Source organism: Polaromonas sp. P1_A2, assembly GCF_056406895.1.
On sequence record NZ_JBFTZI010000007.1, the window covers coordinates 1 to 25194 of the forward strand.

The following is a 25194-nucleotide window of genomic DNA, read 5'->3' on the forward strand; positions in this document are numbered from 1 at the left end:
CGCCATGGCGTGTCCTTGTTTGTATTTGTCTTCTTGGTATTTCGGTATTCGGTTCCCGATTGCCCCGTCCTGGCTGGGCCGAGGAGCGCAGAGGCAAGCGGATCAGGGCTCGCGATTGTCTGAGCGAAGCGCAGCGTAGCGAGTTCGAGCGAGACCCCGCTTGACTCGAGCACCGCAGGTTGCCCGCAGCGAAGCGGAGGGACCCAGACTGCGGGTCGCCTTTCTTTTGGGTACTTTTGGTGTTTGCGTAACTTCGCTGCGCGAAGTGAGCAAACCCCGCGCGCGTAGCGCGCCTTTGGCGAACAAAGAAAACCCGCTTTGCGGGTTTCGATAAAAGTGCCTCGCCCGCCGGGGCGAGACCCGGCCAGCTGAACTAAGAAGAGGTAGGAGGAGGAAGAGCGCGCAAGGCCGGAGCAAGACCCGGCCAAATCAAACCGGCCAAACCACCCCTTTGTCATTGAGGATGGCGTCCAGCGGGATATCGTGCGGCTCCGGCTCCATGTCCGGCAGCCAGCCCTGCGCATAGCCCAGCCCCACGGTAAAGGGGCGCGGCTGCAGGGTGGCCAGGGTGCGGTCGTAAAAACCGCCGCCATAACCCAGCCGGTAGCCGCCGGGCCCGTAGCCCACGCAGGGCACGAACAGCAGGGTGGGAATAATCACCTCTGTATCTTTTGGTTTCGGGATGCCGTAGGCGTCTTCTTCCATCGGGCAGCCGGGGTACCAGGCGTGGAAAGTCAGGGTTTTGTGCAGCTTGTTGACCACCGGCAGGCCTATCTTGCGCGGCGACCGGGCCGCAATGCTTTCGGTGGCGAGCTGGGCGGTTTCCACTTCGGCGAGTGCCGGGTTTGACGAAGAATCCTGACTCAGGATTGCGTCTTCCTGCCAGCGGTACAGCGCGGGCAGCGGGTCAAACTCGCCTTTGATGGGCCAATAGGCCCCAATCACCTCATGGGTGGAACCGACCAGCCAGATGCGCATCACACGCTGCAGCAGGTCGGCACGCTCCAGGCGGTCCGGCATGTTCAAACGGGCTTCAACCAGCGCTTTGCGAGTGCTTAATTTGTCCATAATGTCCCAGATGCTATACAAATTTCTTACCAGTCCCCTGCGCACAGCGGCCCTGGCGCCGGTTTTAGGCGCGATGGCCTGCTTCGCGCTGCTTGCCCCGGCCGCGGCCCAGGCGCCCGCCAGCGCGGCCGACAACGTGATCATCGAGATGAACAAGGCCTTCAAGCGCGGCGACAGGGCCCGGCTGGCGCAGCTGCTGCCGCAGGCCAGGGGCCACGCGCTGGAGCCCTGGGCCGCCTACTGGGATCTCAAGCTGCGCCTGGGCGAAGCCGGCGCGCAGGAGGTGCAGGACTTTTTGAGCCGCTACGCCGGCACCTACCAGGAAGACCGGCTGCGCAACGACTGGCTGCTGCTGCTGGGCCAGCGCCGTGACTGGGCCGGCTTTGCCGCCGAGTATCCCAACTACCGCATGAACGACGACAAGGAAGTGCGCTGCTATGCGCTGCTGGTCGAGCACCTGAAGAACCCGGCGCCCGATGCGCGCCTGGCCGAGGAGGTCAAAAAGAACTGGTACGCGCAGCGCGAGGCCGACGACGGCTGCAACTCGGCCGCCGAGCGTCTGGTGGGCACCAAAAACCTCACGCCGCAGGACGCCTGGGTCAAGGCCCGGCTGGCCACCGAGGCGAATCGCCCGCGCTCGGCATTGGCCGCCGTGCAGATCGTCGCCCCCGACGCCGCGGGCATGGTCAACGACCTCAACGCCAGCCCCATCAAGTTCCTGGCCGGCAAACACATCGCGCTGAGCAAGGCGCGGCGCGAGATCATCACGCTGGCGCTGATCAAGATGGCGATCAGCGACATCGAGGGCGCGGCCTTCCAGCTTGAAAACAAATGGGGCATGCAGCTCAACACCGAAGAGCGCAACTGGGTCTGGGGCGTGATAGGCCGGCAGACCGCCACGCGGCTGGGCGCGGCCCCGGCCGGCGACGCGCTGGAGTATTTCGCGAAAGTCACCAAGGACAGCGACCTCAGCGACGACATGCTCGGCTGGAAAGTGCGGGCCGCGCTGCGCGCCGGCAACCAGCCCAACTGGCCGCTGGTGCTGGCGGCCGTCAACGCCATGAGCGAGGACGCGCGCAAGGACCCGACATGGAGTTACTGGAAGGCGCGCGCGCTGCTGGCCACCGCGCCGCCCGACGCGCCGCCCAAGCCCGCCGTCGTGGCCACCACGCCCGGCGTGGTCCAGACCATTCCCACCGGCATCACGATTTCGCCGCAGCGCGCCGAAGCCCTGGCCTTGCTGCAGTCCTTCGCGTCGGTGCGCGGTTTTTACGAGCAGCTCGCGCTCGAGGAGCTCGGCCAGAAAATCACCGTGCCGGCCAAACCCGCGCCACTGACGCCCGAGGAAAAAGAAGCCGCGCGGACCAACCCGGGCCTGAACCGGGCCGCCTACGCCATCGCCATAGGCCTGCGCCCCGAAGGCGCGCGCGAGTGGAACTACAGCACCAACCTGCACCAGCGCGGCGGCATGGCCGACCGCGAGCTGCTGGCGGCCGCCCAGTTCGCCTGCGACCGCCAGATCTGGGACCGCTGCATCAACACCAGCGACCGCACCAAGGGCGAAATCGATTTTGAGCAGCGTTATCCCATGCCTTTTCGCGAAACCGTGACCAAGCGCGCCCAGTCCATCAACCTGGACCCGGCCTATGTCTACGGCCTGATCCGCCAGGAAAGCCGTTTCATCATGGACGCGCGCTCCGGCGTGGGTGCCTCGGGCCTGATGCAGGTCATGCCCGCCACGGCGCGCTGGACCGCCAAAAAGATAGGCCTGGAAGGCTTCTCGCAGGACCAGCTCAACGACCGCGACACCAATATCGCGATCGGCACGGCCTACCTCAAGTTCGCGCTGGACGACTTCAACGGCTCCATGCCCATGGCCGCGGCCGCCTACAACGCCGGCCCCGGCCGGCCGCGCACCTGGCGCAACGGCCCGGTGCTGGACGCCGCGATCTGGGCCGAGAGCATTCCCTTCAGCGAGACGCGCGACTACGTGAAAAAAGTGCTGTCCAACACCACCAACTACGCGGCCCTCCTGACCGGGCGGCCGCAATCGCTGAAAGCCAGGCTGAGCACCGTGGGGCCGCGCGATGCGGCGCAACCCGAGCCTTACAAGGACTTGCCTTAGACCTCAGGCGGGGTAGACCGCGCCCAGCACCCTCAGGCCGCGCGCGCCCGTCACGCTGGGCAGGTTGCCCGGTTTGCCCAGCACCAGTTGCCGCGCCAGCCAGGCGAAAGCCGCGGCCTCCACCTGCAACGGCGGCAAGCCGTGCTGGTCGGAGGTGCTGACGCGCAGCGCCGGCAAACCGGCCTGCAGGCGCGCCAGCAGGTGGGTGTTGAAGGCGCCGCCGCCGCACACGATTAACGATTCGCTGCCCTGCCCATAGGCGCTCACGCCCAGGATGCAGGCCCTGGCGGTGAACTCGGTCAGGGTGTTCTGGATGTCCTGGGGCCGCTCGCCGGCAAAAGGCTGGAGTTTGCCGGCCAGCCAGGCTTCGCTGAACAGGTCGCGGCCCGTGCTTTTGGGAATCGGCTGCGAGAAATAAGGTTCATCGAGCAGGCTGTCCAGCAACGCGGGCAGCAGCGTGCCGCCGGCCGCCCAGGCGCCGCCGGCGTCGTACGCCTGGCCGGTATGCCGGCGGCACCAGGCATCCATCAGCGCATTGCCGGGCCCGCAGTCGAAACCCAGCACCGGCGAGGCGCCCGCCTTGGGCAGCACGCTGAGGTTGGAAATGCCGCCCAGGTTGAGCACACAGACCGTGGCATCCTCGCGGCCGAAGACACCCTGGTGAAAAGCCGGCACCAGCGGCGCGCCCTGCCCGCCCGCGGCCACGTCGCGGCTGCGAAAATCGGCCGCCACGCGGATGCCCGTGAGTTCGGCCAGCAAGGCCGGATTGTTGAGTTGCAGCGTGTAGCCCGCGCCCGCGGGTTCGCTTGATGTTCTTTGCGGCTGGTGCCGTACGGTCTGGCCGTGCGCGCCTATGGCCTGGATGTCCAGCGGCGAGATGTCTTGCGCCGCGGCCTGGGCCAGCAGCGCGGCCACGACCCTGGCATACACCGCGGCAATCTGGTTGCCGGCCAAGGCGGCGCGGTGCAGTTCGTTGTGAGACGGCGCGTTCAGCGCCAGCAGTTCGGCGTGGAAGGCCGCGCTGAAAGCTTCGGTCGCGGCGGCAAGGACCTTCGGCTTATCGCCCTCAAACGCCACCAGAACGCCGTCGGCACCGTCGAGCGAGGTGCCTGACATCAGGCCTATGTAGTAATCCAGCATGCGGCTATTCTGCCGCAAGCCGGTTATTCAGCGCGCGTTTGGGTGATGCTGGCTGCCGCGAGGAGCTGAGTCCTCACGCCCACCGCAAGCTGCTTGAACAGCGGCATGGAAGCCGCGGCGACCGGGATGGCCTCGCTTTGTTTGGCGATCATCATCGGGTCCTGGTGCACGCCGTTGACGCGGAATTCGAAATGCAGGTGCGGGCCGGTGGCCCAGCCGGTGCTGCCGACCAGGCCTATGGTCTGGCCCTGGCTCACGTTCTGGCCTTTTTGCACCATGAGCTTGCTCAGGTGGGCATAGACGGTTTCATGGCCGTTGCGGTGCCGGATGAAGACCACGTTGCCGTAGCCGTTCTGCACGCCCGAGAACTCGACCACGCCGTCGCCCACGGTACGCGCGGGCGTGCCGGTGGGTGACGCGAAGTCGGTGCCCAGGTGGGCGCGCCACTTTTGCAGGATGGGGTGAAAGCGCATCGAAAAGCCGCTGCTGATGCGCGAGAACTCGACCGGCGAGCTCAGGTAGGCGCGGCGCAGGCTCTGGCCGTCAAGCGTGTAATAGCCGCCTTTCTGGGCGGCGCCGTTGGCGTCCAGGCCCGGGGGCTGGAACCACATGGCCTGGTAGGGCTTGCCGGCATTGACGAATTCGGCCGACAGCACGCGGCCGGTGCGCAGCGGCTCGCCGTCGGCTTCCAGGGATTCATAGACCACGTTGAAGCGGTCGCCCTTGCGCAGGGCGCGGCGGAAATCGATGTCGCTGGAGAAAATTTCGGCGATCTGCACGGCCACGCCATCGGGGATGCGGGCATCGTCGGTGGCGGCGAACAGCGAGGTCTGGATGCTGCCGCTGGACAGGCGCGCGGTGGCGACGTACGGCGCGGTTTCAACGCGGGAAGTAAAGCCGGTGGCGCCCCGCTCGATGACCAGGCGCTTGAAGGTCGTTTCGTCGTCGGTAGGCCAGCGCATGCTGAGCTTGAGCAACTGCTGGCTGTCGCTGGCTTCGGCCGTCACGTTCTTGCCGGCGCGGCCCGACAGCAGCAGGCGCGCATTGGCGTCGCTGCGCAGGAAGGCGGCGGCCGCGCTGTCGTCGATGTTCAGGCGTTTGAGCAAGGAGTCGGCGGTGTCGCTGCTGCGCGTGCTTTCAGTGCGGAACAGCTTGAAGCGGAAATCGGTCAGGGAATCGGTCTGGGCCTGCGTGGGCAGGGACTCCACCGCTTCGAGCACCTGGCGCACCGGCAGGTCGGCGGCATCGGGCGCCATGGGCGCCACACCGAAGGCCGTGACACCGGTACCCAGCAGCAGGACTGCGAGGCTGGCGGCAACACGTTTGGGGTGGCGGCGAAGGCTGTGGGCGACGGGAAGCAGTATCTGGGAAGGGATTGGCAGTTTCAAGACAAAATTCCCAACAAAAATGCATCGGACGCTGCGAAGCGCCGGACTGCTGTATAAAACATGGAGAGCTTTGATGGCCAGCCCTGGATAAAGGGGTGGGGCCTGAGCCATCCAGACGATGTGGTTCCTGATCAGCAATTTGCAGGCCAACTAAAATGGCGCGCTGGATGCAGGAGAGCCGCCAGTATATCTGTCGGACAATCCCCCGACATGTGAAAAACCCTTATGAATCAAGCGCTTGTTACAAAATACCCCATCACCGACCGTGTAAAGATGGGCCTCGCGACCACCCTGAGAGGCTGCGAAGAACTGATCCCGGAAAACGATTGGATACAAAAACTGGCCAAATCCGAGGCCACCGGGGTTCCGCTGCGCATCAAGCTGGGCCTGGATCCGACCGCGCCTGACATTCATGTCGGCCACACCGTGGTGCTGAACAAAATGCGTCAGCTCCAGGATTTGGGCCATACAGTCATTTTTCTTATAGGCGATTTCACCAGCCTGATCGGCGACCCTTCGGGCCGCAACAGCACGCGCCCGCCGCTCACGCCCGAGCAGATCAAGGCCAATGCCGAGACTTACTACCGCCAGGCCAGCCTGGTGCTGGACCCGGCCAAAACCGAAATCCGCTACAACAGCGAATGGAGCGAGCCGCTGGGCGCCACCGGCATGATCCAGCTGGCCTCGCGCTACACCGTGGCCCGCATGATGGAGCGCAACGACTTCCACGACCGCTTCAAGGCCGGCACGCCCATCAGCGTGCACGAGTTTTTGTACCCGCTGATGCAGGGCTACGACTCGGTGGCGCTCAAGAGCGACCTCGAGCTCGGCGGCACCGACCAGAAGTTCAACCTCCTGATGGGCCGCCACCTGCAGCAGGAATATGGCCAGGAGCCGCAGTGCATCCTGACCATGCCGCTGCTCGAGGGCCTGGACGGCATTGAAAAAATGTCCAAGAGCAAGAACAACTACATCGGCATCAGCGAGGACGCCAACACCATGTTCGCCAAGGTGCTGTCAATCTCCGACGTGCTGATGTGGAAGTGGTACACGCTGCTGTCCTTCAGGAGCGAAGCCGACATCGCGGCCCTGAAGGCCGAAGTGGAAGGCGGGCGCAACCCCAAGGACGCCAAGGTGGCGCTGGCCAAGGAAATCACCGCGCGCTTTCACTCAGCCGCCGCGGCCGACGCCGCCGAGCAGGACTTCATCAACCGCAGCAAGGGCGGCGTGCCCGACGAGATTCCCGAGGTGTCGCTGACCGGCGCGCCGATGGGCATAGGCGCGCTGCTCAAGGCTGCCGGCCTGGCACCTTCGGGCAGCGAAGCCACGCGCCTGATCGACGGCGGCGGCGTGCGCGTGGACTCCAGCGTGGTCAGCGACAAGGCGCTCAAGCTGGCGGCCGGCACCTATGTGCTGCAGGTCGGCAAGCGCAAGTTCGCGCGCGTGACGCTGGGTTAAGCCGCGCTCCTGATTTCTTAACGAACCTCGATGGTGACGCGCCGGTTGCGCGGCTCGTCGACCTCATCGGCCGTCGGCACGGCAAGCTCGCGCTCGCCCCGGCCCGCGGCCTCGATGCGCGCGGCGGGGAACTGGCGTTCGGCCAGCATCTGGCGCACCTGCTGCGCGCGCTGGGCCGAGAGGGCGTCGTTGCTGGCGCCCGAGCCCACGGTGTCAGTGTGGCCGGTGATCACCATGTCGCCGCCGCTGCGGGCCAGCGCCGCGGCCAGCACCTGCTCCAGCACCGCTTGCGATTCGGCCGTGAGCACCGTGCCGCCGGCATCGAAATACAGCGTGTAGCGCTGCGGCTTGGGCGGCGCCATCTCGAACAACGAGCGGTGCTCGGCCTGCACCTTGGCCGGGTCGGCCTGGTCCAGCCGCGGCGCACCGGCGGCACCCGATGCCGCGGTGGCGCGCTGGTAGGGCTGGGACACGGTGGTCTCGGCGACGGCACCGGCCCTGGCGCGCACCACCACGGCGGACGGTGCACCGCCTTCCTGCGGCAGCAGCACCACACGGGTACTGGGGACCGAACAGGCCGCCAGCAGCCAGGCCAGCGTGACGGGGATCAAAAGGCATGGACGGCAGCTCATGGCTGCTCGTCCGCCTGCACGATGAAGTCCGTCCCGCGCACGCCGACAAAAGCAAATTGCGTTTCGATGCGCACCGCTTCCGGGTGCGACTTGCCGAGCAGGCCGGTGATCATGCGCAGCGAGCCCTTGAGCAGCGAGGCCAGCAAATTGCCTTCATGGGTGGTGGCGTCAAAGCTGAAGGCCTTGAGCTCCATTTGTGAGGACGGCCCGAGCACCAGCGTGCTGCCGTCGCGCAGCACCAGGCTGGCGGCGGAGTCGGGGCCTGTCGTGATGCGCCCGCCGGGCAGCAGCGCATCGCCGGCCTGCGCCGCTCGCGTCGCGGCGCCTGGTGCTTCCTGCAACTGAACGCCGCCTTTGAGGGTCTTGAGGAAGCCGGCTTGCCGGGTGGCGGCTTCAACAGGGGCGGCCGGCGCGGCCGCAATGCCTGGGGCTTCGGGGACGGGAGGTGGGGTGTTGGTCGACGGGGCCTGCGCATGCGCGCCGGCCGCAGCCAGCGCCAGCGCGGTGGCTGCGATCAGATGCGGATAGGACATTGTTGTTTTTACTCCGGCGGCTATTGTCGCATCGGCGACCGGAGCTTGCAGCGCGCAGGCGGTGCAGCCCGCCGCGCGGGTTCAGGGTGCCGGCGAGGCCAGCGGCTTGCCTTTTTCGACAACGTAAACGCCGACCAGTTTGATGGGCGCATTGGTGGTGTTGTGGGCATCGTGCACCACGCCGGCCGGAATGACGAAGGACTCGCCCGCCTTGACCTGGCGCGGCGGCTGGCCGTCGATCAGCAAGGTGGCCTCGCCTTCGAGCACATAGCTGATTTCATCGCCGGGATGGGTGTGGCGGCCGGCCTTGGCGCCGGGCGCCACGTCGACGCGGGCCACCACGGCCTCGCGCCCGGGCACGGACACGTCCGCCTTGCCGACAAGCGTGCGCGTCAGGCCCGAGGCCTGCGCGAACAGGGCGCCGGCCGACACGGCCAGCACGGTGCCCAGCACCAGGGCGACTTTGCGTTTCTGGAGTTTCATGGGTGTTTCCTCAGGAGCGGTTGATTGTGTTTGTGATCACGCGCAGCGATTGCGGCGCGCACCCATGCTAGCGGCCGCGCCGGGCGCCGGCCTTGGGAACAACCCTTGGCGCCATCACCGTCGTACACAATAGCGCCATGAACGCAACCACCTTCCAGGCCCTGACGCCGCAGCGCATGCTGCTGGCCTCGGTGGCCGTCGCGGTGCTCACCATCGCGCTGAAGACCACGGCCTGGTACATCACCGGCTCGGTGGGGCTGCTGTCGGATGCGATGGAGTCTTTCGTCAACCTGGCCAGCGCGCTGTTCGGCCTGGCCATGGTCACCATCGCGCAGCGGCCCGCCGACGACGACCACCCCTACGGCCACCACAAGGCCGAGTATTTTTCCTCCGGCTTTGAAGGCGCGCTGATCATAGGCGCGGCGGCGGCCATCATCTGGGCCGCGGCCCATCGCATCCTGAACCCGCAGCCGCTCGAAAAAATGGGCTGGGGCCTGGCGCTGGCGGTGGGCAGCTCGGCCCTCAACGGCCTGCTGGCCTGGGTCATGTTCCGCGTGGCCAGCGCGCACCGCTCGATCGCGCTGGAGGCCGACGCCAAACACCTGGTGACCGACGTCTGGACCTCGGCGGGCGTGGTGGTCGGCATAGGCGCGGTGATCGCGACGGGCTGGCTCTGGCTGGACGCCGTGGTGGCCATAGGGGTAGCCCTCAACATCCTGTGGGAAGGCTGCCAGCTGGTGTGGCGCTCCTCGCAAGGCCTGATGGACGAGGCCGTGGAGCCTGAGGTGATGGCCGAGATCCAGAAAGTGCTGCAAGACTTCGGCCATCCCACCATCCGCTTTGACCACCTCAGCACGCGCCGCGCCGGCCAGCGGCGCTTTGTCGACCTGCACATGCACATGCCGGCCAGCTGGTCGCTGGGGCGGGCCGCGGCGGTGCGCGCCAGCGTCGAGCAGGCCCTGATGAGCGCCGTGCCCGGCCTGCGCGCCACCATCCAGCTGCTGCCCAGCGATGTGGAAGCCCACTTTGACGACGAGGCCGACCTCATCTGAAGGCCGACCTCTTTTTTCGATACTCCCCCGATAATTTCCCAGCCCTTTTTCGCCCAGGAGCTTCCATGAAACGCATCTTGCTTCCCGTCCAGGCCCTTGCCTGCGCGCTGTTGGCCTTCACGGCGCATGCGGCGGACATCGCGGTCCTCAGCGCCGGCGCCATCGAGCCGGGCCTGAAGGCCGCGGCCGCCGCGTTTGAAAAACAGACCGGCCACGGCGTGAAAATCAGCTTCAACACCGCGCCCGAGCTGAAAAAGCGCATGGAGTCCAACCCGGCTTTCGACGTGGTGATCGCGCCGCCCGCCGTGATCGGCGAATTCGCGTCGGCCAGCAAGCTGGCCGAAACACGCGCCAACGTCGGCCGTGTCGGCATGGGCGTGGCCGTGCGTGAAGGCGCGGCCGCGCCTGACATCAGCAGCGCCGAGGCGCTCAAGCGCTCGGTGCTGGCCGCCGACTCGCTGGTGTTCAACCGCGCCTCCACCGGCCTGTACCTTGAAGGCCTGCTCAAGAAGATGGACGTCTATGCGCAGGTAGAGGGCAAAACCACGCGCTACCCCGACGGCGCCGCCGTGATGGAACACGTCATCAAGGGCAAGGGCCAGGAAATCGGCTTCGGCGCGATCACCGAAATCCTGCTCTACCGGGGCAAGGGCCTGAAATTCGTCGGTCCGGTGCCGGCCGAGGTGCAGAACTACACCGCTTACACCGCCGCGCCGCTGGCCTCCGGCAAGCAGCAGGAACTGGCCCAGCAGTTCGTGAGTTTTCTCGCGGGGCCGGTGGGCAAGCCGCTGTTCGTCGCCGCCGGCGTGGCCGACTGATGAAGGCGCTGCTGCAGCGTGTGGCCGAGGCCCGCGTGGTGATCGAGGGCGAGACCGCCGGGCAGATCGGGCCCGGGCTGCTGGTGCTGGTGTGCGCCGAGCGCGGCGATAGCGAAGCGCAGGCCGACAAGCTGCTGGCCAAGATACTCAAGCTGCGCATCTTTTCCGACGAGGCGGGCAAGATGAACCTGTCGGTGCAGGACGTCCAGGGCGGCCTGCTCGTCGTCAGCCAGTTCACGCTGGCCGCCGATACCTCGGGCGGCAACCGGCCCAGCTTCACCGGCGCGGCGGCGCCCGACGAAGGCCGCCGGCTCTACGACTATTTTGTGGCCCAGGCTCGAGCACTGCATCCGCAGGTGCAAACCGGGCGGTTTGCCGCCGACATGAAGGTGCATCTGGTCAATGACGGGCCGGTGACCATCCCGCTGCGGATTGACCCGGCAAGCTGATGAGCGCGGCTGAGGTATAAACCGGCAGGTGAGTCGGCGGCGGGCAATGTATCGCTGTCGGCTCGGCATTGCACACTCTTTAGGCTACCCATGATCCGTTTTGTCGTCGCCACGCGCTCCAGTTTTGACAATTTCTTCACCGAAACCGCGCTGGGCCGCTCACTGGCCCTCTATTACCCGCTGGGCGGCATCCAGGTGCGGGTGTTTGAAAGCAATACCGCCGGCCTGCCCTCCGTCTACAACCAGGCCATCGAGGAAGCGCGCACGCAGCCGGCCTTGCTGGTTTTTTGCCATGACGACTTGCACCTCTGCGACTTTTTCTGGGCCGACCGTTTGCGGGAAGGCATCCAGAAATACAACATCGTCGGCCTGGCCGGCAATTTGCGCCGCGTGCCGCGCCAGCCGGCTTGGGCCTTTATTGATGAAAACCTCACCTGGGATGCTCGCGAAAACCTGAGCGGTGTGGTGGGCCACGGTGATGGCTTCCCCTCCTCCAACCTCAGCGTCTTTGGCCCGTCAGGTGTGCCGGTCAAGCTGCTGGATGGTTTGTGGCTGGCCTGCGAGAGCCAGCTGCTGATCGACAAAGGCCTGCGCTTTGACGAGCGTTTCAACTTCCATTTTTACGACCTCGATTTTTGCCGTGAGGCCGAAAAGCTGGGGCTCAGCATGGGCACCTGGCCGATTTCCGTGGTGCACCAGAGCAGCGGCGTCTTCGGCACACCGTCCTGGCGCGCCGGCTACGCGGCCTACCTGGACAAGTGGAAGTCCTGAGGGGGCCCGGACATTCAGCGGTAGGGGTTTTTAAAACCCAGGCCCGCCAGGATGCGGATTTCCTCCGCCTCCATGGCTTCGGCGTCCTGCTCGCCGGTTTCATGGTCCCAGCCCTGGGCATGCAAGGTGCCATGCACCAGCATATGGGCGTAGTGGGCCTGCAGCGTCTTTTTGTTGTCTTTCGCTTCCTGGGCCACCACGGGCGCGCACAGCACCAGGTCGGCAGTGACCACAGGCTCCTGCGTGTAGTCGAAGGTCAGCACATTGGTGGCATAGTCGCGCCGGCGGTAGTCGCGGTTCAGCGCCCGGCCTTCCTCGGCATCGACGATGCGCACGGTGATCTCGCCGTCATGCGCGAGCGCGTGGCGTATCCAGCGGGCCACGCTGTGGCGCGGCAGGGCCGCGCGGTGGCGCGCGGCGTTCTGAAGGTCGCCAAACTGCAGCGACAGGCTGAGTTGCTTAAGAGCCATTGCGGCTCCTTGCGCTGGCGCGGCGGGCCGGCGCGGCGGCCGGTTCGGCGGCCTCCTCAACCGGTGCAACCAGGCTGGGGGATTTGTCATACGCGTCAACGATGCGCGCCACCAACGGGTGGCGTACCACGTCGGAACTGGTCAAGCGGGTAATGGCAATGCCCTTGATGCGCTTGAGCACGCGCTCGGCGTCCACCAGGCCGCTGAGCTGCGTGCGCGGCAAGTCCACCTGGCTCACGTCGCCCGTCACCACCGCCTTGCTGCCGAAGCCTATGCGTGTGAGGAACATCTTCATCTGCTCGGGCGTGGTGTTTTGCGCCTCGTCGAGAATGACAAAGGCGTGGTTCAGCGTGCGGCCGCGCATGAAGGCCAGCGGCGCGATCTCGATCTGCTGGCGCTCAAAAGCCTTTTGCACGCGCTCAAAACCCATCAGCTCGTGCAGCGCGTCGTACAGCGGGCGCAGGTAAGGGTCCACCTTCTGGCTCAGGTCGCCCGGCAAGAACCCCAGTCGCTCGCCGGCTTCAACCGCGGGACGCGTCAGCACGATGCGCTGCACGGTGCTGCGCTCCAGCGCATCGACCGCACAGGCCACGGCCAGGTAGGTCTTGCCGGTGCCGGCCGGTCCTATGCCGAAGGTGATGTCGTGCGTGGCGATGTTTTCCAGATAGGTGCCCTGGTTGTTGGTGCGGGCGCGCAGGTCGGCGCGCCGGGTCGACAGCGTGATGCCGCCGTCGGGCGCGGTGCTCAGGGCCGTGTCGCCCGCCAGCATCAGCTGCACGGTTTCGGGTTCTATGGGCCGCTGGGCGATTTCGTACAGGGCCTGCAGCACTTCCAGGGCCAAGGTCGCCTTGACCTTGGTGCCGTCGATCTTGAACTGCTCAAAGCGGTGCGCGATCGTGACGTCCAGCGCCGCCTCTATGGTGCGGATATGGCTGTCCATGGGCCCGCACAAATGGCCCATGCGGGTGTTGTTGGGCGGCGTGAAGGTGTGGCGAAGGATCAAGGGCGGGCTTTCCGGGAGGGTTGCACCTGGCCTGGCCGGCTGGATACAGGCAGATGGGTGATTGTCTCTCCAATATCAAGGCCGCGGGGCCCGCCGGGTTTGCCCCCCGGACGGGCGGCGCGGGGCTGCCTTTACGGCACCCACCAATAGCGCAGCGCGTGGAAGTAGATGGGCGCCGCGAACACCACCGAATCCAGCCTGTCCAGCATGCCGCCATGGCCTTCGATCATGGTGCCCCAGTCTTTCACGCCGCGGTCGCGTTTGATGGCCGACATCACCAGGCCGCCGAAAAATCCCATCATGCAGATGGTGAGCGCCATCAGCGCCGCCTGCCCGGGGTTAAAAGGCGTCGTCCAGTAAAGCGCCGCCCCCAGGGCGGTGGCGCTGGCAACACCTCCGACCAGGCCCTCCCAGGTTTTTGACGGCGACAGCTCGGGCGCCACCTTGCGCTTGCCGAAAAGTTTGCCCCAGACGTACTGCAGCACGTCGCTGCCCTGGACCACGATCACCAGAAAGGCGATCAGGAGCAGGTTGCGCCCTTCAAACCCCGGGATTTGCAGCGTGAGCAGCGCCGGCACATGGCTGATGCAGAACACGCAGACCATCAGGCCCCACTGCACTTTCGAGGTGCGTTCCAGAAAACGCTTGGTGTCGCCACCCACCGCGGCAAGAATGGGCAGCACCAGGAAGGCATAGACCGGGATGAAGATGGAGTACAGCCCGTACCAGTCGATCCAGATCAGGAAGTACTGCACGGGCAGCGCGATGAAGAACGCGACCGCGATCGCATGGTGGTCGCCGCGCCGCGTGTAGGCCAGGCTCATGAATTCGCGCAGCGCGTAGAAGGAGATCAGGTAGAACAGCACGATCACGCCGTTCCTGCCGCAGGCGAAAGACAGGCCGATGACACCTATCATCACCCACCAGGCGTTCACGCGCGAGTTGAGGTTGTCGATCACCGGGTGCGGCTGGCCGCGCGCGACGCGCCACTTGAGCAGCGCGCCTATGCCGGAAGCCAGCAGCAGCACGCCGAAGACACCGCCGAAAAGCATCAGCGTGGTTTGGGTAGAGGGGGAGATGTTCATGGCGCCGCGTCCTCCGCCCGGTCGTATTCCGGCCGCAGGTCCAGCATGGCCTTGCGCGCACGCGCGATAAAGGTATTTTTATCCTCACCCTCGGCGAGCGCTATGGGCGCGCCGTAGCGCACGGTGCAAGCCAGCGGAATGGGCACCAGGGTGCCCTTGGGCAGCACGCGCTTCAAGTTTTCTATCCAGACCGGCACCAGCCGCACCTGCGGGCAGGCGCGCGTCAGGTGGTAGAGCCCGCTTTTGAGCGGCAGCAGCACATCGTCACCGGTGTTGCGCGTGCCTTCGGGAAACATGATCAGCGAGTCCCCGGCGAGCAGCGCTTCGGTCATCTGCCCGACGGGGTCGGAGCCGGGCTGGCCGGCGGCGCCATCGCGCCGGATCATCAGCGCGTTGAACACGTCATTGCCGATAAAGCGCCGCAGCGACGAGGCCTCCCAGTAATCCTGGCCCGCCACCGGCCGCGTGATGGCGCGCAGGTCCGCCGGAAGCGTGGCCCACAGCAGCACGAAGTCGCCATGGCTGGTGTGGTTGGCAAAATAAAGCGTCTGTTCAGCCTTGGGCGTCGTGCCGCTCCAGATGCCGCGCACGCCGGTCAGCAGCCGGGCCGCCAGCACAATCAGCCAGGCGGATGCGGCCGCCGCCAGGCCCAGGCCGCTTTGAGGGGATCTACTCATGAAAACAAGTCCTTTCAAAGGAGATGCGCGTTCAGCGCAGGTCCTGCGTCAGCAACGCCAGCAGGAACAGGCCGCTCTGGCAGGCCACGGCGATGCCGTGGCTTCGCAGCAGCCGGCGCGCGCCCGCCACACGGCTCTCCAGCGCACGCGGCTGGCCGGTGGCCGGGCGCAAGCCCAGCCGTTGCAGCGCGCCGTCCAGATCGCCCAGCGAGGCAACGGCGCCGCCGGCCAGGTCTTTGAACAAACCCGCGTCGAAATGCAGGCGGAAAGCGAAATAACGTTCCAGCACGCCGGCCATGGCCACAGCGCCAAAGGCCAGCGCGGACAGCATGGGCAGGGAGCGCCCGGTGAGGGCCAGAACGGCGATCGCCACCACGCTCAGGGCCAGCCCCCATGCGGCCGGCACGCGGGCGGCCTGCAGCAGCCTGGCCGTGGCGGCGCAAAGGGCGCGGTCGATATCGTTCATGGCGCCCTCCGGCGGGTGGCGTGGTCGAGTGCCTGCTGCCATGCCGCGCCCAGCACGATTTGCGGCCGCGCCTGGCGCACCAGGCCTTCGGCCTGGACCAGGCTTGCGGCCGTGCCGTGCAGGCGCAGCCAGGTGATGACCGCGGCGGCGCTGCGCGAGAACCCGAGCGCGCAGCACACCCACACCGCCTTGCCGGTGCGGCGCTGGCCGTCTATCACGCCGGCCGCGCGTCGCAGGGCCGGCGGCGCCGGCACAGCCAGGTCCAGCAAGGGCACGCAGCGCGCGCCCTCCACGGGCGGCAGCTGCAATTCGGCGCTGAGGCTGACCAGCCGGGGCCGCCCCGCGGCCTCCCATTCGGCGAGGGTCGGAATGCGCCCCAAGCGCAAGCCCGGCGCGACCTCGACCGATGCCGGCAGCCGGCGCGTCCACAGCCGCGCATTGACCGCGGCGCCCAGCCGGTAGGGCGCCAGCAGCCAGCGCGCGGCCCAGCGCATGCGCCCGCGCCTGTCCATCTGGAAGCCGCGTGCGCCCAGGCCCGCATAGTTCAATGCCACCAGCGCCAGCGACGCGGCAGGCCAGGTGAGCCAAAGGCCCATGCCGCCAAGGGCAAGCGCCGCAGCCAGGAAAGCCAGCGCCCCCACGGCGTAAAGCCCCGCCAGCTTCCAGCGCCGCCCCTCGCGTGCCAGGCGCCAGCCCTGCGGCACCGACGCCACCCGTTCAAGCGGCCACAGCCACACGCAGACCAGCCCGAGCAGCGCGCCGGTCGGAATGTCGATGAAATGGTGCTGCCAGGTCGTGAGCACCGACGCGCAGATCGCAAAGGCCCACAGGTGCAGCACGGCGCGCGCCCAGGCAGCAGTTATCAGGCGGCGGTACCAGTCCCACAGGATGACGGCCAGCGCAATGTGCAGCGAAGGGGCCTGGTTAAAAGGCTGGTCGAAACTGCGCAGCGCATTGAACAGAAAGGCCGGCGCGCCGCTGACCTCCGGCTGGCCGAAGCTGAAACGCAGCGGCCACAACACAAAACAGGCCACCGCCAGGCAGGTCGCGGTCAGCAGCCGCGCGCCGTGCCGGTCCAGGGTGTGGCGATCGCGCGCCAGGAACGGCGACAGCGCGTAAAAGACGTTGATCGTCCAGTAGGGAAAAATGGTCCACGGCCAGAACGGCAGCGAGCGCTCCCAGTCGAAGGCCAGCGTCGGCACCACCGCGCGGGAGGCGGCCCACCAGTTGGCAAAACCGTAGGCGGCGTAAAACAGCGGCCCCAGCAGCGCCAGCCACGCGGCCGCGCGCTTCCAGGGCCGTCGCGCGAACCAGCTTGTCATGCGCCGCGACGTACCGCGAGGGAAACTGTGAAGATGCCCCATTCGTCGATGCGCTGGGCGATCTTGCGAAAACCCGCCTCTTCCACCAGCTGGTCCATCTCGGCCTGGGTGCGGCGGCGCATGACCCAGGCTTCGCCCTGGCGGTGGCTGGTGAGCGCGCGCGCGATCATTTCCAGCTGCGGATGCCAGGGCTGGCCCGTGTAGACCAGGTAACCCCCCTCTTGCACCGCGTCGCCGACACCGGCGAGCGAGCGGCGCACCATGGCGTTGTCGGGAAAGAGCTCATAAAGCCCGGAAACCACCGCCAGCGTCGGCCGCGGCACGACGCCCGCCAGGCTGTCGCGGTCGAAGGCGTCGGCCTGCACGAACTGCGCGACGCCGGCAAGTCCTTTTTCCGCGATCAGGGCGCGGCCGTCGCGCACGTTGATGTCGCTGTAATCGCGCAGCAGGATGGAAGCCGGCTTTACCGGGCTGGACAACACGGCATCCAGCACATAACGGCCGTGGCCTGCGGCGATGTCCATCAGCCGCACCTCGCGGTGCTGCGCGGCCAGGCGCTCCATGGCCTCGCGCAGCAACTCCTCGACATGAATCTTGCGCTGGCGGATGCCGCGCCAGCCTATTGAATTGAGGTAGGTCTTGTCGATGTTGCGGCCCAGCGGGCCCGCGCCTTCGGGCTGGTTGCGGTAGACATAGTCCAGCGTGCTGCCGGAATCAAAACCCGTGTCATGGCCCAGCTTGACGCCGCGCGAAAGCAGGCCGCCCAGACGCAGGCCGGCGCGGGTCAGTGCCCAGTAAGCGCCGCGCGGCGACAAGGGTGAGAGCGGCTCTGCCAGCGCGCGCGATTCGTCGGCCGTTTCACCGCGCAGGTGGGCTTCGCGCAGGTCGACAGCCGGTGTGGGGGCGCCAAAGCGCTCCAGGATGAAGCTGCGTATGCCCAGCACCGCCGGTGCGCGGTCCTTTTCGCCGAGCGTGTCGTGAAAAAACCCGGGCAACTCGGTCCTGGTCTTCACAGCGCTGCCCAGGCGCTCGAAGAAGCGGTGCTGGGGCTTGTGGTGCACGACCCAGTCGGCGCCGGAGATCAGCAGCTGCACCGGCTGCGTGATGGCGTTGGCGTCCGCCACGATGCGGTCCGAGGTGGCGTACAGGTCCAGCAGGATGTTGACCGCGATGGGGCGCGAAATCAGGGGGTCGCTTTCGTAGCTCGCGATGCGCGCGGGATCGTGCGTGAGGAACTTCGCCTTGACGTAGCTGTTGACAAAAAACAGGCCGCGCAGCTTGTGCATCAATGCCAGCCCGGCGCGCGCGAAAGGCACGTAGAGCTTGACCTTGAAAGCCGGCGAAGCCAGCGTCAGGCCGCGAACCTTGGGCGCGTAATCGTGCGCCCAGGTCGCGATCAGCACCGCCCCCACGCTTTGGGCGATGACGTGGATATCGCGCTCCGGCACGCCGTGCGCCTCGCCGATGTGGTCGATAAAGGTCTGCACGTCGCGCACCGAGGTCGCGAAGCTGGGGCTGTAGCCGCGCTGGCCCGGTGAGCGGCCGTGGCCGCGCGCGTCCCAGGCGAAAAAGTCGAAATCGGGAAGCTGGAGTTCATCCACCAGGTGCGCCATGCGCGCGCCGTGCTCGTGGCCGCGGTGGAACAGCACGACGGCGCCACGCCTCGGGCCCTGCGTGGCGGGCCAGTGCCGGTAAAACAGGGATTGCCCGTCGTGCGTGCTGAAGTGGCGTTCGTCGGGGGTGCGGGAAGTGCTCATTCAGTCCTTGGAGGTGTTGTGGGTGTGAATTGCAGGCGCCTTGGCCTCGGCCACGGCCAGGCGCGTCCGGTTGACGATGGTCCATGCGATGAGCGCGGCAAGCAGCGGCATCAGCCAGGCGGCCCATGCGGGCAAGGGCCAGCCCGCCGCGACATACAGCGCCAGCGCGCCGAAGACAAAAGCCCGGTCGCTTTTGCCAAGGGGACCGTCATAGCGGCGCGATGCGCCTATGGTGGGCCCGAGCGCACCCGCAAATTCGCTGAGGCCGGCCAGCACGATCACCGCGCCAAGCCAGAAAGGACTGAAGGGCGCCACCAGAGCAAAAGGCAGGTACAGCGCGGCATCCGACACAACGTCGGTCAATTCGTTGAGAAAAGCGCCCAGGGGGCTTTGCTGGCCGTGCTCGCGCGCCAGCATGCCGTCAATGGCATTGAAGCCCATGCGCACAAGCATCCACACGGCAATCAGGGCGAAAGCGGCTGCTGAAGGCTGCGCGAAGAACAGCCACAGGCCCAGGGCCATTGAGATCACGCAAGCGGCCAGCGTGACCTGGTTCGCCGTCACGCCCAAGGCGTGCAGCCGGCCCACCAGCGGCCTGAGCAGGGCCTGGAAACGCGGCTTCAATCGATAGATCGACATTTCTTTTGACTCCCCCTCTTTCGTCGGATTCTATAGAGGGCCGCGTTTTCACGGGAATCCTGAAATTCCGGCCCGATCCTGGGCCCTCTGCCCTCGCCTGCTCGCTGGTGAAGCGCCGCCTGGTACGGCGCCGGGCACGACTGATAAGATTTGCCCATGATTGGAAGACTCTCAGGCCAGCTGGCCGAAAAAAATCCCCCGGAAATCCTGGTGGACTGCAACGGCGTCGGCTATGAGGTGCTGGTGCCCATGAGCACCTTCTACAACCTGCCCGGCCTGGGCGAAAAAGTCAGCCTGCTGACGCACTTCGTGGTGCGCGAAGACGCGCAAATCCTCTACGGTTTCGGCAGCGCCACCGAGCGCGCGGCCTTTCGCCAGCTCATCAAGATTTCCGGCGTGGGCCCGCGCACCGCACTCAGCGTGCTCAGCGGCATGAGCGTCGAGGAACTCTCGCAGGCGGTGACCCAGCAGGAGGCCGGCCGCATCATCAAGGTGCCCGGCATCGGCAAAAAAACCGCCGAACGCCTGCTGCTCGAATTGAAAGGCAAGCTGGGCGCCGACATCGGCGTGCAGGTCAGCGTCGCCAACGACGCCCAGTCCGACATCCTGCAGGCCCTGGTGGCGCTGGGCTACAGCGACCGTGACGCGGCGCTGGCGCTCAAAGCCCTGCCTAAGGACATAGGCGTAAGCGACGGCATCAAGCTGGCGCTGAAGGCATTGGCGAAATGATGCGGTTCTTGTCGACTCTTGGTTCGACGTTGCTGGCAGCGAATTTGTTTTTATCGTCGACCGGGGTTTTTGCTCAATCGCCCGATGGCATCCTTCTTCGTGAAATTGCCCCCTGTCAGGTGCTTCTTGGTGGATACACCTCACCGCCTGAGGCAGAGCATGAACAACCTTGCAGACAGCCTGCAATCAACCAGTTGTTGATTCGAAGGTTTGGCGATCAAACCTATGGCGTATCTCTGGAATACACGGACTATTCGCGGTCTTGGGCGCGACTTCTGGAATGTGGCTTTACCGGCATGGGTGTTCGAAAAGGTTCGGCAATCGTTGTATCCCCGGTGGAAGGGGAAAGCGCAAAAGCGCCGCCGGGCAAGGCATGTCAAATATTGGTAAAGACAATGCCCCCACTTGACGCCAAAAATGAAGCCTATACGCTGGAAATTGGTCCTGATTGCAGTACTGTTTGCAGTCACCCCGAGGATATCAATTCAGTTTCGATAGAGTCGCGCAAAGGAAAACCGTTCTCGCCATCCTTCGATTGTCGAAAAACATCTACGCTCGTTGAAAAATCCATATGCCTGGATTGGAACTTGTCGGAGCTTGATTTCAAGGTGGCTGAACTTTGGTACGAGAAATATGGGGCGGGAGAAGACATTCCAGGCGAGGCCAGGTCGACCCATGCTAAATGGCTGTTGAGCAGAAACCAATGCCGGTCCGACGTCTCCTGCATTCGAGAGAAGTATCAGCAAAGAGTTAAAGCGTTATGCAATGCGTTAAGTCGAAAAATTGACAAGAGCGGCTCTTGCCCAATTTAAAACCATGAGCATTCAAACTGACGACTTCTCCCCCGGCGACTTCCCGCCCGCCAAGCGCGTGATGTCCGCCGCGCCGGCCTCGCCCGGCGAGGAGGCCATTGAACGCGCCCTGCGCCCCAAGCTGTTTGACGAGTACGTGGGCCAGACCAAGGTGCGCGACCAGCTCGAAATCTTCATAGGCGCGGCCAAGAAGCGCCAGGAGGCGCTGGACCACGTATTGCTGTTCGGCCCGCCCGGCCTGGGCAAGACCACGCTGTCCCACATCATCGCGCACGAGCTCGGCGTGAACCTGCGGCAGACCTCGGGCCCGGTGCTTGAAAAACCCAAGGACCTCGCGGCGCTGCTGACCAACCTCGAAAAAAACGACGTCCTGTTCATCGACGAAATCCACCGCCTGAGCCCGGTGGTGGAGGAAATCCTCTATCCCGCGCTCGAGGACTACCAGATCGACATCATGATCGGCGAAGGCCCGGCGGCGCGCAGCATCAAGCTGGACCTGCAGCCCTTCACCCTGGTGGGCGCCACCACGCGCGCCGGCATGCTGACCAACCCGCTGCGCGACCGCTTCGGCATCGTCGCGCGGCTGGAGTTTTACACGCCCGACGAACTGGCCCGCATCGTGCGGCGCAGCGCCAAGCTGCTCAACGCCCCCATCGACGAGGACGGCGGCTTTGAGATCGCCCGCCGCTCGCGCGGCACGCCGCGTATCGCCAACCGCCTGCTGCGCCGCGTGCGCGACTATGCCGACGTCAAGGGCAGCGGCCACATATCGCTGGACATCGCCAACAAGGCGCTGGCCATGCTGGACGTGGACCCGCAGGGTTTTGACGTGATGGACAGAAAACTGCTCGAAGCCGTGATCCACCGCTTCGACGGCGGGCCTGTGGGCCTGGACAACATCGCCGCCAGCATAGGCGAGGAGCGCGACACGATTGAAGACGTGATCGAGCCCTATTTGATCCAGCAGGGCTATCTGCAGCGCACACCGCGCGGGCGCATCGCCACGCTGGCCGCCTACCGCCACCTGGGCGTGGCGCCACCGGCCAGCGGCAACGACATGTTTAACGCCTGAACATGGGGCGGTGGGTGGCCTTGTCGGCGGCGGCGGACCCCAAGGCGGCCTGGACGAAGGCCAGCGTCCAGCAGCGCTTCTTCAATTCAACGGGGCTGGGCGTGACAGTGGCCGTCCTGCTGGCCTATGCCTTGAGCGGCGTGCTGTTCGGCTACCTGCCGGTGTTTGTGCTGGAGGGCTTCGCCATGCTGCGGGGAGCGGCCGCATGGCTGGGCGCGGTCGGGACCACTCTCCTGGCACTGGGATGGGCTACGCACCTGGTGCAGCGCCACTGGTCGAGCGCCTCGGCGGCCGCCTGCAAGACATTTCGCCATGTCTGCTACGTTGCCGTGGCCACCTGCTTGTGCCTCATTGTCCTGGCGGAGGTGTCCGGCGGCGCCCTCGCCAGGCTGCGATGGAGCGGGCTGGCGCCCACGTCCGAATGGCTGTTCGCGCCCCTGCCCTGGATATGGCAACAACTGCTGCCGCTGGGATCGCCCAAGGTGACGGGAAAGCTTTTTTTCGCGGGTGGCGTAAGTCTTGCGCTGGTATTTTTCTTCCTCAAAATCGAGTGGCGAAGGGCCTTTATATTTTTCCTTGGCGTGGTCGCCTGCATTGCGGGGTTTTACTTTCTGGGCGATGCCGCGCTTGACTACAGCGCGGCACGTGGCCTGCCCGGCGCGTCACCGGACTATGCCAAAGAGCTGAAAACCAATCCGGGCCACTACAACGCCTGGAATTTTTTGTCCTGGCTGGGGGCGCTTGCCTGCCTGGCCTATGGAGTACTCATGGTGTCTACATCCCTGGTCATCCACGAACATGACACTGAAGCAATGGCCGCGAGATCATGACGCAACGGTTTAACTTCAGGCTTTTTTCTGCATTTGCGGGCCGGATGTCTGCCGTCCTCCTGGGCCTGGCCTGCATGCTGGCGGCTTGCGCGGCCACCGGCAACCCGCCCACGCCGCGCACGCCCAACCTGGCCGTGCCGCTGGCGGCCAGTTCCAGCCTGCCGGAATTCCCCGAGCTGTTCAAGCAAATGAGCAAGCTCTACGCCGACCACCCGCAGGCACCGAAGATGCAGGACGGCGACGGCATGGGGCAGAAGATTTCCATCGCGCGCGTGCGCAAGCCCGGCGCGCTGGACGCGCTGCAGGCGTATCGCGCGCAGGGTATTCATGGCCGTGTCGTGGTGATTGCGCTGCTGGATGCCGAGGGCAAGCTGCTCGATGCGCGCGTGCTGTCGTCCACGCATGCCGAGCTCAATGAGGCGGTGCTGCAGTCGGCGCGCGAGGCCGAGTACCGCGGCGGGCGCATCAACGGCGCGGCTGCACCCATGTATGCCGTTTACGGCGTGAACTTCTAGCGCCCGGCGGGCGGCTCAGGTCAGCGCGCCGCGCGCGTCGACCCGGAAGATGCGCTGCACGGTGCCGCTGCGCAGGCCGCCCGTCACGCCAATCATGAAGTCGTGCAGGTTCACGGTCGGGTCGCAGTGCCCCGGGATCAGCCACAGCATTCGGCCCAGGCCGGGCAGGCGCTTGCTCTCGCCGGCGGGCCGCAGGATGCCGTGCTCGTCGCCGCCGTTGAAAAACTCAAGCTCGCTTTCGGTGTCGAAGGCATGCACCAGCGGCAGGCCGGAATCGATCGCGTGACTTTTGTGGCCGGCGTCGCACACCGCGTGGCCGCCGTGCGTGCTGATGACCTGGGTCTTGATGAAAAGCGCGTGCTCGAACTGCGGCTGGGCCGGGTCTCGCTCGTTTTTTGCGTAATCGGCATCCATGAACATGAAGGAGCCGGCCTGCAGCTCGCCATAGACGCCGCTGGCCGCTTCCAGCATCAGGCTGCCGGTGCCGGCGCCGGTCACCAGGTCCACCGTGATGCCCTGGGCCTCGACCAGTTTGCGCGTGAGCACCACGGCCTCGACGGCCTTGGCGATGGCGTCGCGCCTTTCATGGGCGCTGCGCATGTGCTGGGCCTTGCCATGGTAGGCCTGCAGGCCGGCAAAACGCAGGGCCGGGTGCTTGCGGATTTCCAGCACCAGCGTGACGGCGGCGGCGCCGGGCTCGACACCGCAGCGGCCCTGGCCGACGTCGATTTCGACAAACACGTCGATCACGGTGGCCACGCCGGTGGCGCTGCGCGCCTCGGTCATGGCCTGCGCCAGCCGGATCACGCCCTCGGTGCTGTCGACCGCGATGGCCAGGTGGCCTCCCTGGGCCGCGAGTTTTTGCGCGAGCGCGGCCACGCGCGCCAGCTTGGCCGGGGCGATGACTTCATTGCTGATGTAGATGTCGGTGACGCCGCCGGCCGCCATGATTTCGGCCTCGGAGGTCTTCTGCACGCAGACGCCGACCGCGCCGGCGCGCACCTGCATCTTGGCCAGCGAGGCGCTTTTGTGCAGCTTGGCATGCGGGCGCCAGCGGACGTTGTGTTTTTTCGCGAATTCGGCCATGCGCGCGAGATTGCGTTTCATCGCGTCCATGTCGATGACCAGGGCGGGAGTGTCGATATCGTTGACCGGCTTGCCTATCAGTTCGGCCAGGCGGGAAGGCATGGTACTCATGAGGTGCGTCTTATCTCTTCTGGTATTTGTGATGGCGCGCCCAGCGGGTCTGGCGAGCCGCCGGAAATTGCGCTGTCGTCCAGTGTGCCATCGTCCAGGTGCTGGGTGTCGGCCCAGCCGACGAGCGTAAAGCCTTCGGGCGTCCAAAGGAGGCGGTTGATGGCCGCATTGCCGAGTTCCCAGGTGCGCGGCGCCTGGATGTCCAGCCGCGTCGCGGCGCGGTAGAGCACGTCCATCACGCCGCCGTGGCCGACCAGCGCGATCAGCTCGCCCGGATGCGCGGCCGCAAGGCGTTCGGCCGTGGCGACCACGCGGCTGCGCAGGGCGATCAGCGATTCACCGCCGGCCGGCGCGAATTCGGGATCGCGCTTGCGCCAGCGCATGGACTGGTCGGGCAGCAAGGCCTCGATCTCCGCGAAAGTCTTGCCTTCGAAATCGCCAAAGCCGCGCTCGCGCAGGCCTTCCTCGCGTGTCACTTCCATGCCCTGGACGCGGGCCAGGTACTGCGCGGTTTCCCATGCGCGGGTCAGGTCGCTCGCGTAGATGGCGCTGATGGGCTCGTCGGCCAGCGCCCGCGCCATGCGCTCGGCCTGCCTGCGGCCGGTTTCATTGAGCGGGATGTCCAGGTGGCCCTGGATGCGGGTATCGACGTTCCAGGTGGTCTCGCCATGGCGAATGGCAATGATGCGCGTTGGTTCCATAC

27 protein-coding genes are annotated in these 25194 nt (G+C 66.1%); 11 read left to right on the forward strand and 16 right to left on the reverse strand.

Features of this window, described 5'->3' with window-relative positions:
* Nucleotides 1-429: 429 nt before the first annotated feature.
* Nucleotides 430-1068, reverse strand: a complete 639-nt coding sequence (locus tag AC1D09_RS21675; RefSeq protein ID WP_477701224.1) for a 5-formyltetrahydrofolate cyclo-ligase — start codon at nt 1066-1068, stop codon at nt 430-432.
* A 10-nt stretch (nt 1069-1078) separates the two neighbouring features.
* Between AC1D09_RS21675 and AC1D09_RS21680 the strand changes: the two genes are divergently transcribed.
* On the forward strand, nt 1079-3193 hold the full coding sequence (locus AC1D09_RS21680; RefSeq protein ID WP_477662381.1) for a lytic transglycosylase domain-containing protein: 2115 nt from the start codon (nt 1079-1081) through the stop codon (nt 3191-3193).
* Between the two features lie 3 nt (nt 3194-3196).
* Here AC1D09_RS21680 and AC1D09_RS21685 read toward each other — a convergent pair whose 3' ends face one another.
* A complete protein-coding gene (locus AC1D09_RS21685) occupies nt 3197-4333 on the reverse strand; it encodes an anhydro-N-acetylmuramic acid kinase (RefSeq protein ID WP_477662382.1) in 1137 nt (378 codons plus the stop codon).
* Nucleotides 4334-4356: 23 nt separating this feature from the next.
* On the reverse strand, nt 4357-5721 hold the full coding sequence (locus AC1D09_RS21690) for a peptidoglycan DD-metalloendopeptidase family protein (protein ID WP_477662383.1): 1365 nt from the start codon (nt 5719-5721) through the stop codon (nt 4357-4359).
* 225 nt (nt 5722-5946) lie between these two features.
* On the opposite strand from AC1D09_RS21690, the gene tyrS reads away from it, so the two are divergent.
* Nucleotides 5947-7179, forward strand: a complete 1233-nt coding sequence (gene tyrS / locus AC1D09_RS21695; RefSeq protein ID WP_477662384.1) for a tyrosine--tRNA ligase — start codon at nt 5947-5949, stop codon at nt 7177-7179.
* 17 nt (nt 7180-7196) lie between these two features.
* Here the strand turns inward: tyrS and AC1D09_RS21700 are convergent, their stop codons facing one another.
* From AC1D09_RS21700 to AC1D09_RS21710, 3 genes are all read right to left on the reverse strand, one after another.
* Nucleotides 7197-7811: an OmpA family protein gene (locus tag AC1D09_RS21700; protein WP_477662385.1), complete on the reverse strand. Its 615-nt coding sequence runs from the start codon at nt 7809-7811 to the stop codon at nt 7197-7199.
* A complete protein-coding gene (locus AC1D09_RS21705; RefSeq protein WP_477662386.1) occupies nt 7808-8344 on the reverse strand; it encodes a FecR family protein in 537 nt (178 codons plus the stop codon). The genes AC1D09_RS21700 and AC1D09_RS21705 overlap by 4 nt, the downstream gene beginning before the upstream one ends.
* Before the next feature lie 81 nt (nt 8345-8425).
* Entirely contained in the window at nt 8426-8827 is a 402-nt protein-coding gene (locus AC1D09_RS21710; RefSeq protein WP_477662387.1) for a cupin domain-containing protein, read from the reverse strand.
* A 137-nt stretch (nt 8828-8964) separates the two neighbouring features.
* Between AC1D09_RS21710 and AC1D09_RS21715 the strand changes: the two genes are divergently transcribed.
* The 4 genes from AC1D09_RS21715 (at nt 8965) to AC1D09_RS21730 (ending at nt 11917) form a co-directional block, all read left to right on the forward strand.
* Entirely contained in the window at nt 8965-9879 is a 915-nt protein-coding gene (locus AC1D09_RS21715) for a cation diffusion facilitator family transporter (RefSeq protein WP_477662388.1), read from the forward strand.
* Nucleotides 9880-9944: 65 nt separating this feature from the next.
* The gene (locus AC1D09_RS21720) at nt 9945-10697 is read left to right on the forward strand and encodes a molybdate ABC transporter substrate-binding protein (protein ID WP_477662389.1); all 753 of its coding nucleotides are present in this window, start codon (nt 9945-9947) and stop codon (nt 10695-10697) included.
* Entirely contained in the window at nt 10697-11146 is a 450-nt protein-coding gene (gene dtd, locus AC1D09_RS21725; protein WP_477662390.1) for a D-aminoacyl-tRNA deacylase, read from the forward strand. Before AC1D09_RS21720 ends, dtd begins: the two co-directional genes overlap by 1 nt.
* 90 nt (nt 11147-11236) lie before the next feature.
* Entirely contained in the window at nt 11237-11917 is a 681-nt protein-coding gene (locus AC1D09_RS21730) for a hypothetical protein (RefSeq protein WP_477662391.1), read from the forward strand.
* Between the two features lie 14 nt (nt 11918-11931).
* Here the strand turns inward: AC1D09_RS21730 and ybeY are convergent, their stop codons facing one another.
* The 8 genes from ybeY to AC1D09_RS21770 form a co-directional block, all read right to left on the reverse strand.
* On the reverse strand, nt 11932-12387 hold the full coding sequence (ybeY, locus tag AC1D09_RS21735; RefSeq protein WP_074579527.1) for an rRNA maturation RNase YbeY: 456 nt from the start codon (nt 12385-12387) through the stop codon (nt 11932-11934).
* On the reverse strand, nt 12377-13390 hold the full coding sequence (locus tag AC1D09_RS21740) for a PhoH family protein (protein ID WP_477701225.1): 1014 nt from the start codon (nt 13388-13390) through the stop codon (nt 12377-12379). The genes ybeY and AC1D09_RS21740 overlap by 11 nt, the downstream gene beginning before the upstream one ends.
* A 131-nt stretch (nt 13391-13521) precedes the next feature.
* Entirely contained in the window at nt 13522-14475 is a 954-nt protein-coding gene (locus AC1D09_RS21745; protein ID WP_477662393.1) for a phosphatidate cytidylyltransferase, read from the reverse strand.
* Nucleotides 14472-15152: a lysophospholipid acyltransferase family protein gene (locus AC1D09_RS21750; RefSeq protein ID WP_477662394.1), complete on the reverse strand. Its 681-nt coding sequence runs from the start codon at nt 15150-15152 to the stop codon at nt 14472-14474. The genes AC1D09_RS21745 and AC1D09_RS21750 overlap by 4 nt, the downstream gene beginning before the upstream one ends.
* Before the next feature lie 31 nt (nt 15153-15183).
* Nucleotides 15184-15618: a hypothetical protein gene (locus AC1D09_RS21755; protein ID WP_477662395.1), complete on the reverse strand. Its 435-nt coding sequence runs from the start codon at nt 15616-15618 to the stop codon at nt 15184-15186.
* The gene (locus AC1D09_RS21760; RefSeq protein ID WP_477662396.1) at nt 15615-16940 is read right to left on the reverse strand and encodes a phosphatase PAP2/dual specificity phosphatase family protein; all 1326 of its coding nucleotides are present in this window, start codon (nt 16938-16940) and stop codon (nt 15615-15617) included. The genes AC1D09_RS21755 and AC1D09_RS21760 overlap by 4 nt, the downstream gene beginning before the upstream one ends.
* Nucleotides 16937-18697: a bifunctional alpha/beta hydrolase/class I SAM-dependent methyltransferase gene (locus tag AC1D09_RS21765; RefSeq protein WP_477662397.1), complete on the reverse strand. Its 1761-nt coding sequence runs from the start codon at nt 18695-18697 to the stop codon at nt 16937-16939. The genes AC1D09_RS21760 and AC1D09_RS21765 overlap by 4 nt, the downstream gene beginning before the upstream one ends.
* On the reverse strand, nt 18698-19336 hold the full coding sequence (locus AC1D09_RS21770; RefSeq protein ID WP_477662398.1) for a CDP-alcohol phosphatidyltransferase family protein: 639 nt from the start codon (nt 19334-19336) through the stop codon (nt 18698-18700).
* A 156-nt stretch (nt 19337-19492) separates the two neighbouring features.
* On the opposite strand from AC1D09_RS21770, the gene ruvA reads away from it, so the two are divergent.
* The 5 genes from ruvA to AC1D09_RS21795 are packed head-to-tail and all read left to right on the forward strand — an operon-like array spanning nt 19493 to nt 23294.
* Nucleotides 19493-20065, forward strand: coding sequence for a Holliday junction branch migration protein RuvA (gene ruvA / locus AC1D09_RS21775; protein ID WP_007867616.1), 573 nt, complete (start codon nt 19493-19495; stop codon nt 20063-20065).
* Nucleotides 20062-20877: a lysozyme inhibitor LprI family protein gene (locus AC1D09_RS21780; RefSeq protein WP_477662399.1), complete on the forward strand. Its 816-nt coding sequence runs from the start codon at nt 20062-20064 to the stop codon at nt 20875-20877. The genes ruvA and AC1D09_RS21780 overlap by 4 nt, the downstream gene beginning before the upstream one ends.
* A 4-nt stretch (nt 20878-20881) precedes the next feature.
* Nucleotides 20882-21949 (forward strand): Holliday junction branch migration DNA helicase RuvB, encoded by a 1068-nt coding sequence (gene ruvB / locus AC1D09_RS21785; RefSeq protein ID WP_477662400.1) that lies wholly within the window; start codon nt 20882-20884, stop codon nt 21947-21949.
* Between the two features lie 2 nt (nt 21950-21951).
* Entirely contained in the window at nt 21952-22779 is an 828-nt protein-coding gene (locus tag AC1D09_RS21790; RefSeq protein ID WP_477662401.1) for a hypothetical protein, read from the forward strand.
* A gap of 44 nt (nt 22780-22823) precedes the next feature.
* Nucleotides 22824-23294 (forward strand): energy transducer TonB family protein, encoded by a 471-nt coding sequence (locus AC1D09_RS21795; protein ID WP_477662402.1) that lies wholly within the window; start codon nt 22824-22826, stop codon nt 23292-23294.
* Nucleotides 23295-23309: 15 nt separating this feature from the next.
* On the opposite strand, the gene AC1D09_RS21800 is transcribed toward AC1D09_RS21795, so the two are convergent.
* Together AC1D09_RS21800 and AC1D09_RS21805 are read right to left on the reverse strand one after the other, a co-directional pair.
* A complete protein-coding gene (locus tag AC1D09_RS21800; RefSeq protein WP_477662403.1) occupies nt 23310-24491 on the reverse strand; it encodes a DSD1 family PLP-dependent enzyme in 1182 nt (393 codons plus the stop codon).
* On the reverse strand, nt 24488-25192 hold the full coding sequence (locus tag AC1D09_RS21805) for a histidine phosphatase family protein (protein ID WP_477662478.1): 705 nt from the start codon (nt 25190-25192) through the stop codon (nt 24488-24490). The genes AC1D09_RS21800 and AC1D09_RS21805 overlap by 4 nt, the downstream gene beginning before the upstream one ends.
* Nucleotides 25193-25194: the final 2 nt, after the last annotated feature.

Bases quoted from the DNA above. Each gene is read 5' to 3' on its own strand.
- AC1D09_RS21750 (WP_477662394.1), bottom strand. From the start codon at position 15,152: ATGAGTAGATCCCCTCAAAGCGGCCTGGGCCTGGCGGCGGCCGCATCC.
- AC1D09_RS21795 (WP_477662402.1), top strand. From the start codon at position 22,824: ATGTCTGCCGTCCTCCTGGGCCTGGCCTGCATGCTGGCGGCTTGCGCG.
- AC1D09_RS21790 (WP_477662401.1), top strand. From the start codon at position 21,952: ATGGGGCGGTGGGTGGCCTTGTCGGCGGCGGCGGACCCCAAGGCGGCC.
- AC1D09_RS21715 (WP_477662388.1), top strand. From the start codon at position 8,965: ATGAACGCAACCACCTTCCAGGCCCTGACGCCGCAGCGCATGCTGCTG.
- AC1D09_RS21700 (WP_477662385.1), bottom strand. From the start codon at position 7,811: ATGAGCTGCCGTCCATGCCTTTTGATCCCCGTCACGCTGGCCTGGCTG.
- AC1D09_RS21685 (WP_477662382.1), bottom strand. From the start codon at position 4,333: ATGCTGGATTACTACATAGGCCTGATGTCAGGCACCTCGCTCGACGGT.
- AC1D09_RS21800 (WP_477662403.1), bottom strand. From the start codon at position 24,491: ATGAGTACCATGCCTTCCCGCCTGGCCGAACTGATAGGCAAGCCGGTC.
- dtd (WP_477662390.1), top strand. From the start codon at position 10,697: ATGAAGGCGCTGCTGCAGCGTGTGGCCGAGGCCCGCGTGGTGATCGAG.
- tyrS (WP_477662384.1), top strand. From the start codon at position 5,947: ATGAATCAAGCGCTTGTTACAAAATACCCCATCACCGACCGTGTAAAG.
- AC1D09_RS21730 (WP_477662391.1), top strand. From the start codon at position 11,237: ATGATCCGTTTTGTCGTCGCCACGCGCTCCAGTTTTGACAATTTCTTC.
- AC1D09_RS21680 (WP_477662381.1), top strand. From the start codon at position 1,079: ATGCTATACAAATTTCTTACCAGTCCCCTGCGCACAGCGGCCCTGGCG.
- AC1D09_RS21705 (WP_477662386.1), bottom strand. From the start codon at position 8,344: ATGTCCTATCCGCATCTGATCGCAGCCACCGCGCTGGCGCTGGCTGCG.
- ruvA (WP_007867616.1), top strand. From the start codon at position 19,493: ATGATTGGAAGACTCTCAGGCCAGCTGGCCGAAAAAAATCCCCCGGAA.
- AC1D09_RS21760 (WP_477662396.1), bottom strand. From the start codon at position 16,940: ATGACAAGCTGGTTCGCGCGACGGCCCTGGAAGCGCGCGGCCGCGTGG.
- AC1D09_RS21745 (WP_477662393.1), bottom strand. From the start codon at position 14,475: ATGAACATCTCCCCCTCTACCCAAACCACGCTGATGCTTTTCGGCGGT.
- AC1D09_RS21720 (WP_477662389.1), top strand. From the start codon at position 9,945: ATGAAACGCATCTTGCTTCCCGTCCAGGCCCTTGCCTGCGCGCTGTTG.
- AC1D09_RS21710 (WP_477662387.1), bottom strand. From the start codon at position 8,827: ATGAAACTCCAGAAACGCAAAGTCGCCCTGGTGCTGGGCACCGTGCTG.
- ruvB (WP_477662400.1), top strand. From the start codon at position 20,882: ATGAGCATTCAAACTGACGACTTCTCCCCCGGCGACTTCCCGCCCGCC.
- AC1D09_RS21805 (WP_477662478.1), bottom strand. From the start codon at position 25,192: ATGGAACCAACGCGCATCATTGCCATTCGCCATGGCGAGACCACCTGG.
- ybeY (WP_074579527.1), bottom strand. From the start codon at position 12,387: ATGGCTCTTAAGCAACTCAGCCTGTCGCTGCAGTTTGGCGACCTTCAG.
- AC1D09_RS21765 (WP_477662397.1), bottom strand. From the start codon at position 18,697: ATGAGCACTTCCCGCACCCCCGACGAACGCCACTTCAGCACGCACGAC.
- AC1D09_RS21755 (WP_477662395.1), bottom strand. From the start codon at position 15,618: ATGAACGATATCGACCGCGCCCTTTGCGCCGCCACGGCCAGGCTGCTG.
- AC1D09_RS21675 (WP_477701224.1), bottom strand. From the start codon at position 1,068: ATGGACAAATTAAGCACTCGCAAAGCGCTGGTTGAAGCCCGTTTGAAC.
- AC1D09_RS21780 (WP_477662399.1), top strand. From the start codon at position 20,062: ATGATGCGGTTCTTGTCGACTCTTGGTTCGACGTTGCTGGCAGCGAAT.
- AC1D09_RS21770 (WP_477662398.1), bottom strand. From the start codon at position 19,336: ATGTCGATCTATCGATTGAAGCCGCGTTTCCAGGCCCTGCTCAGGCCG.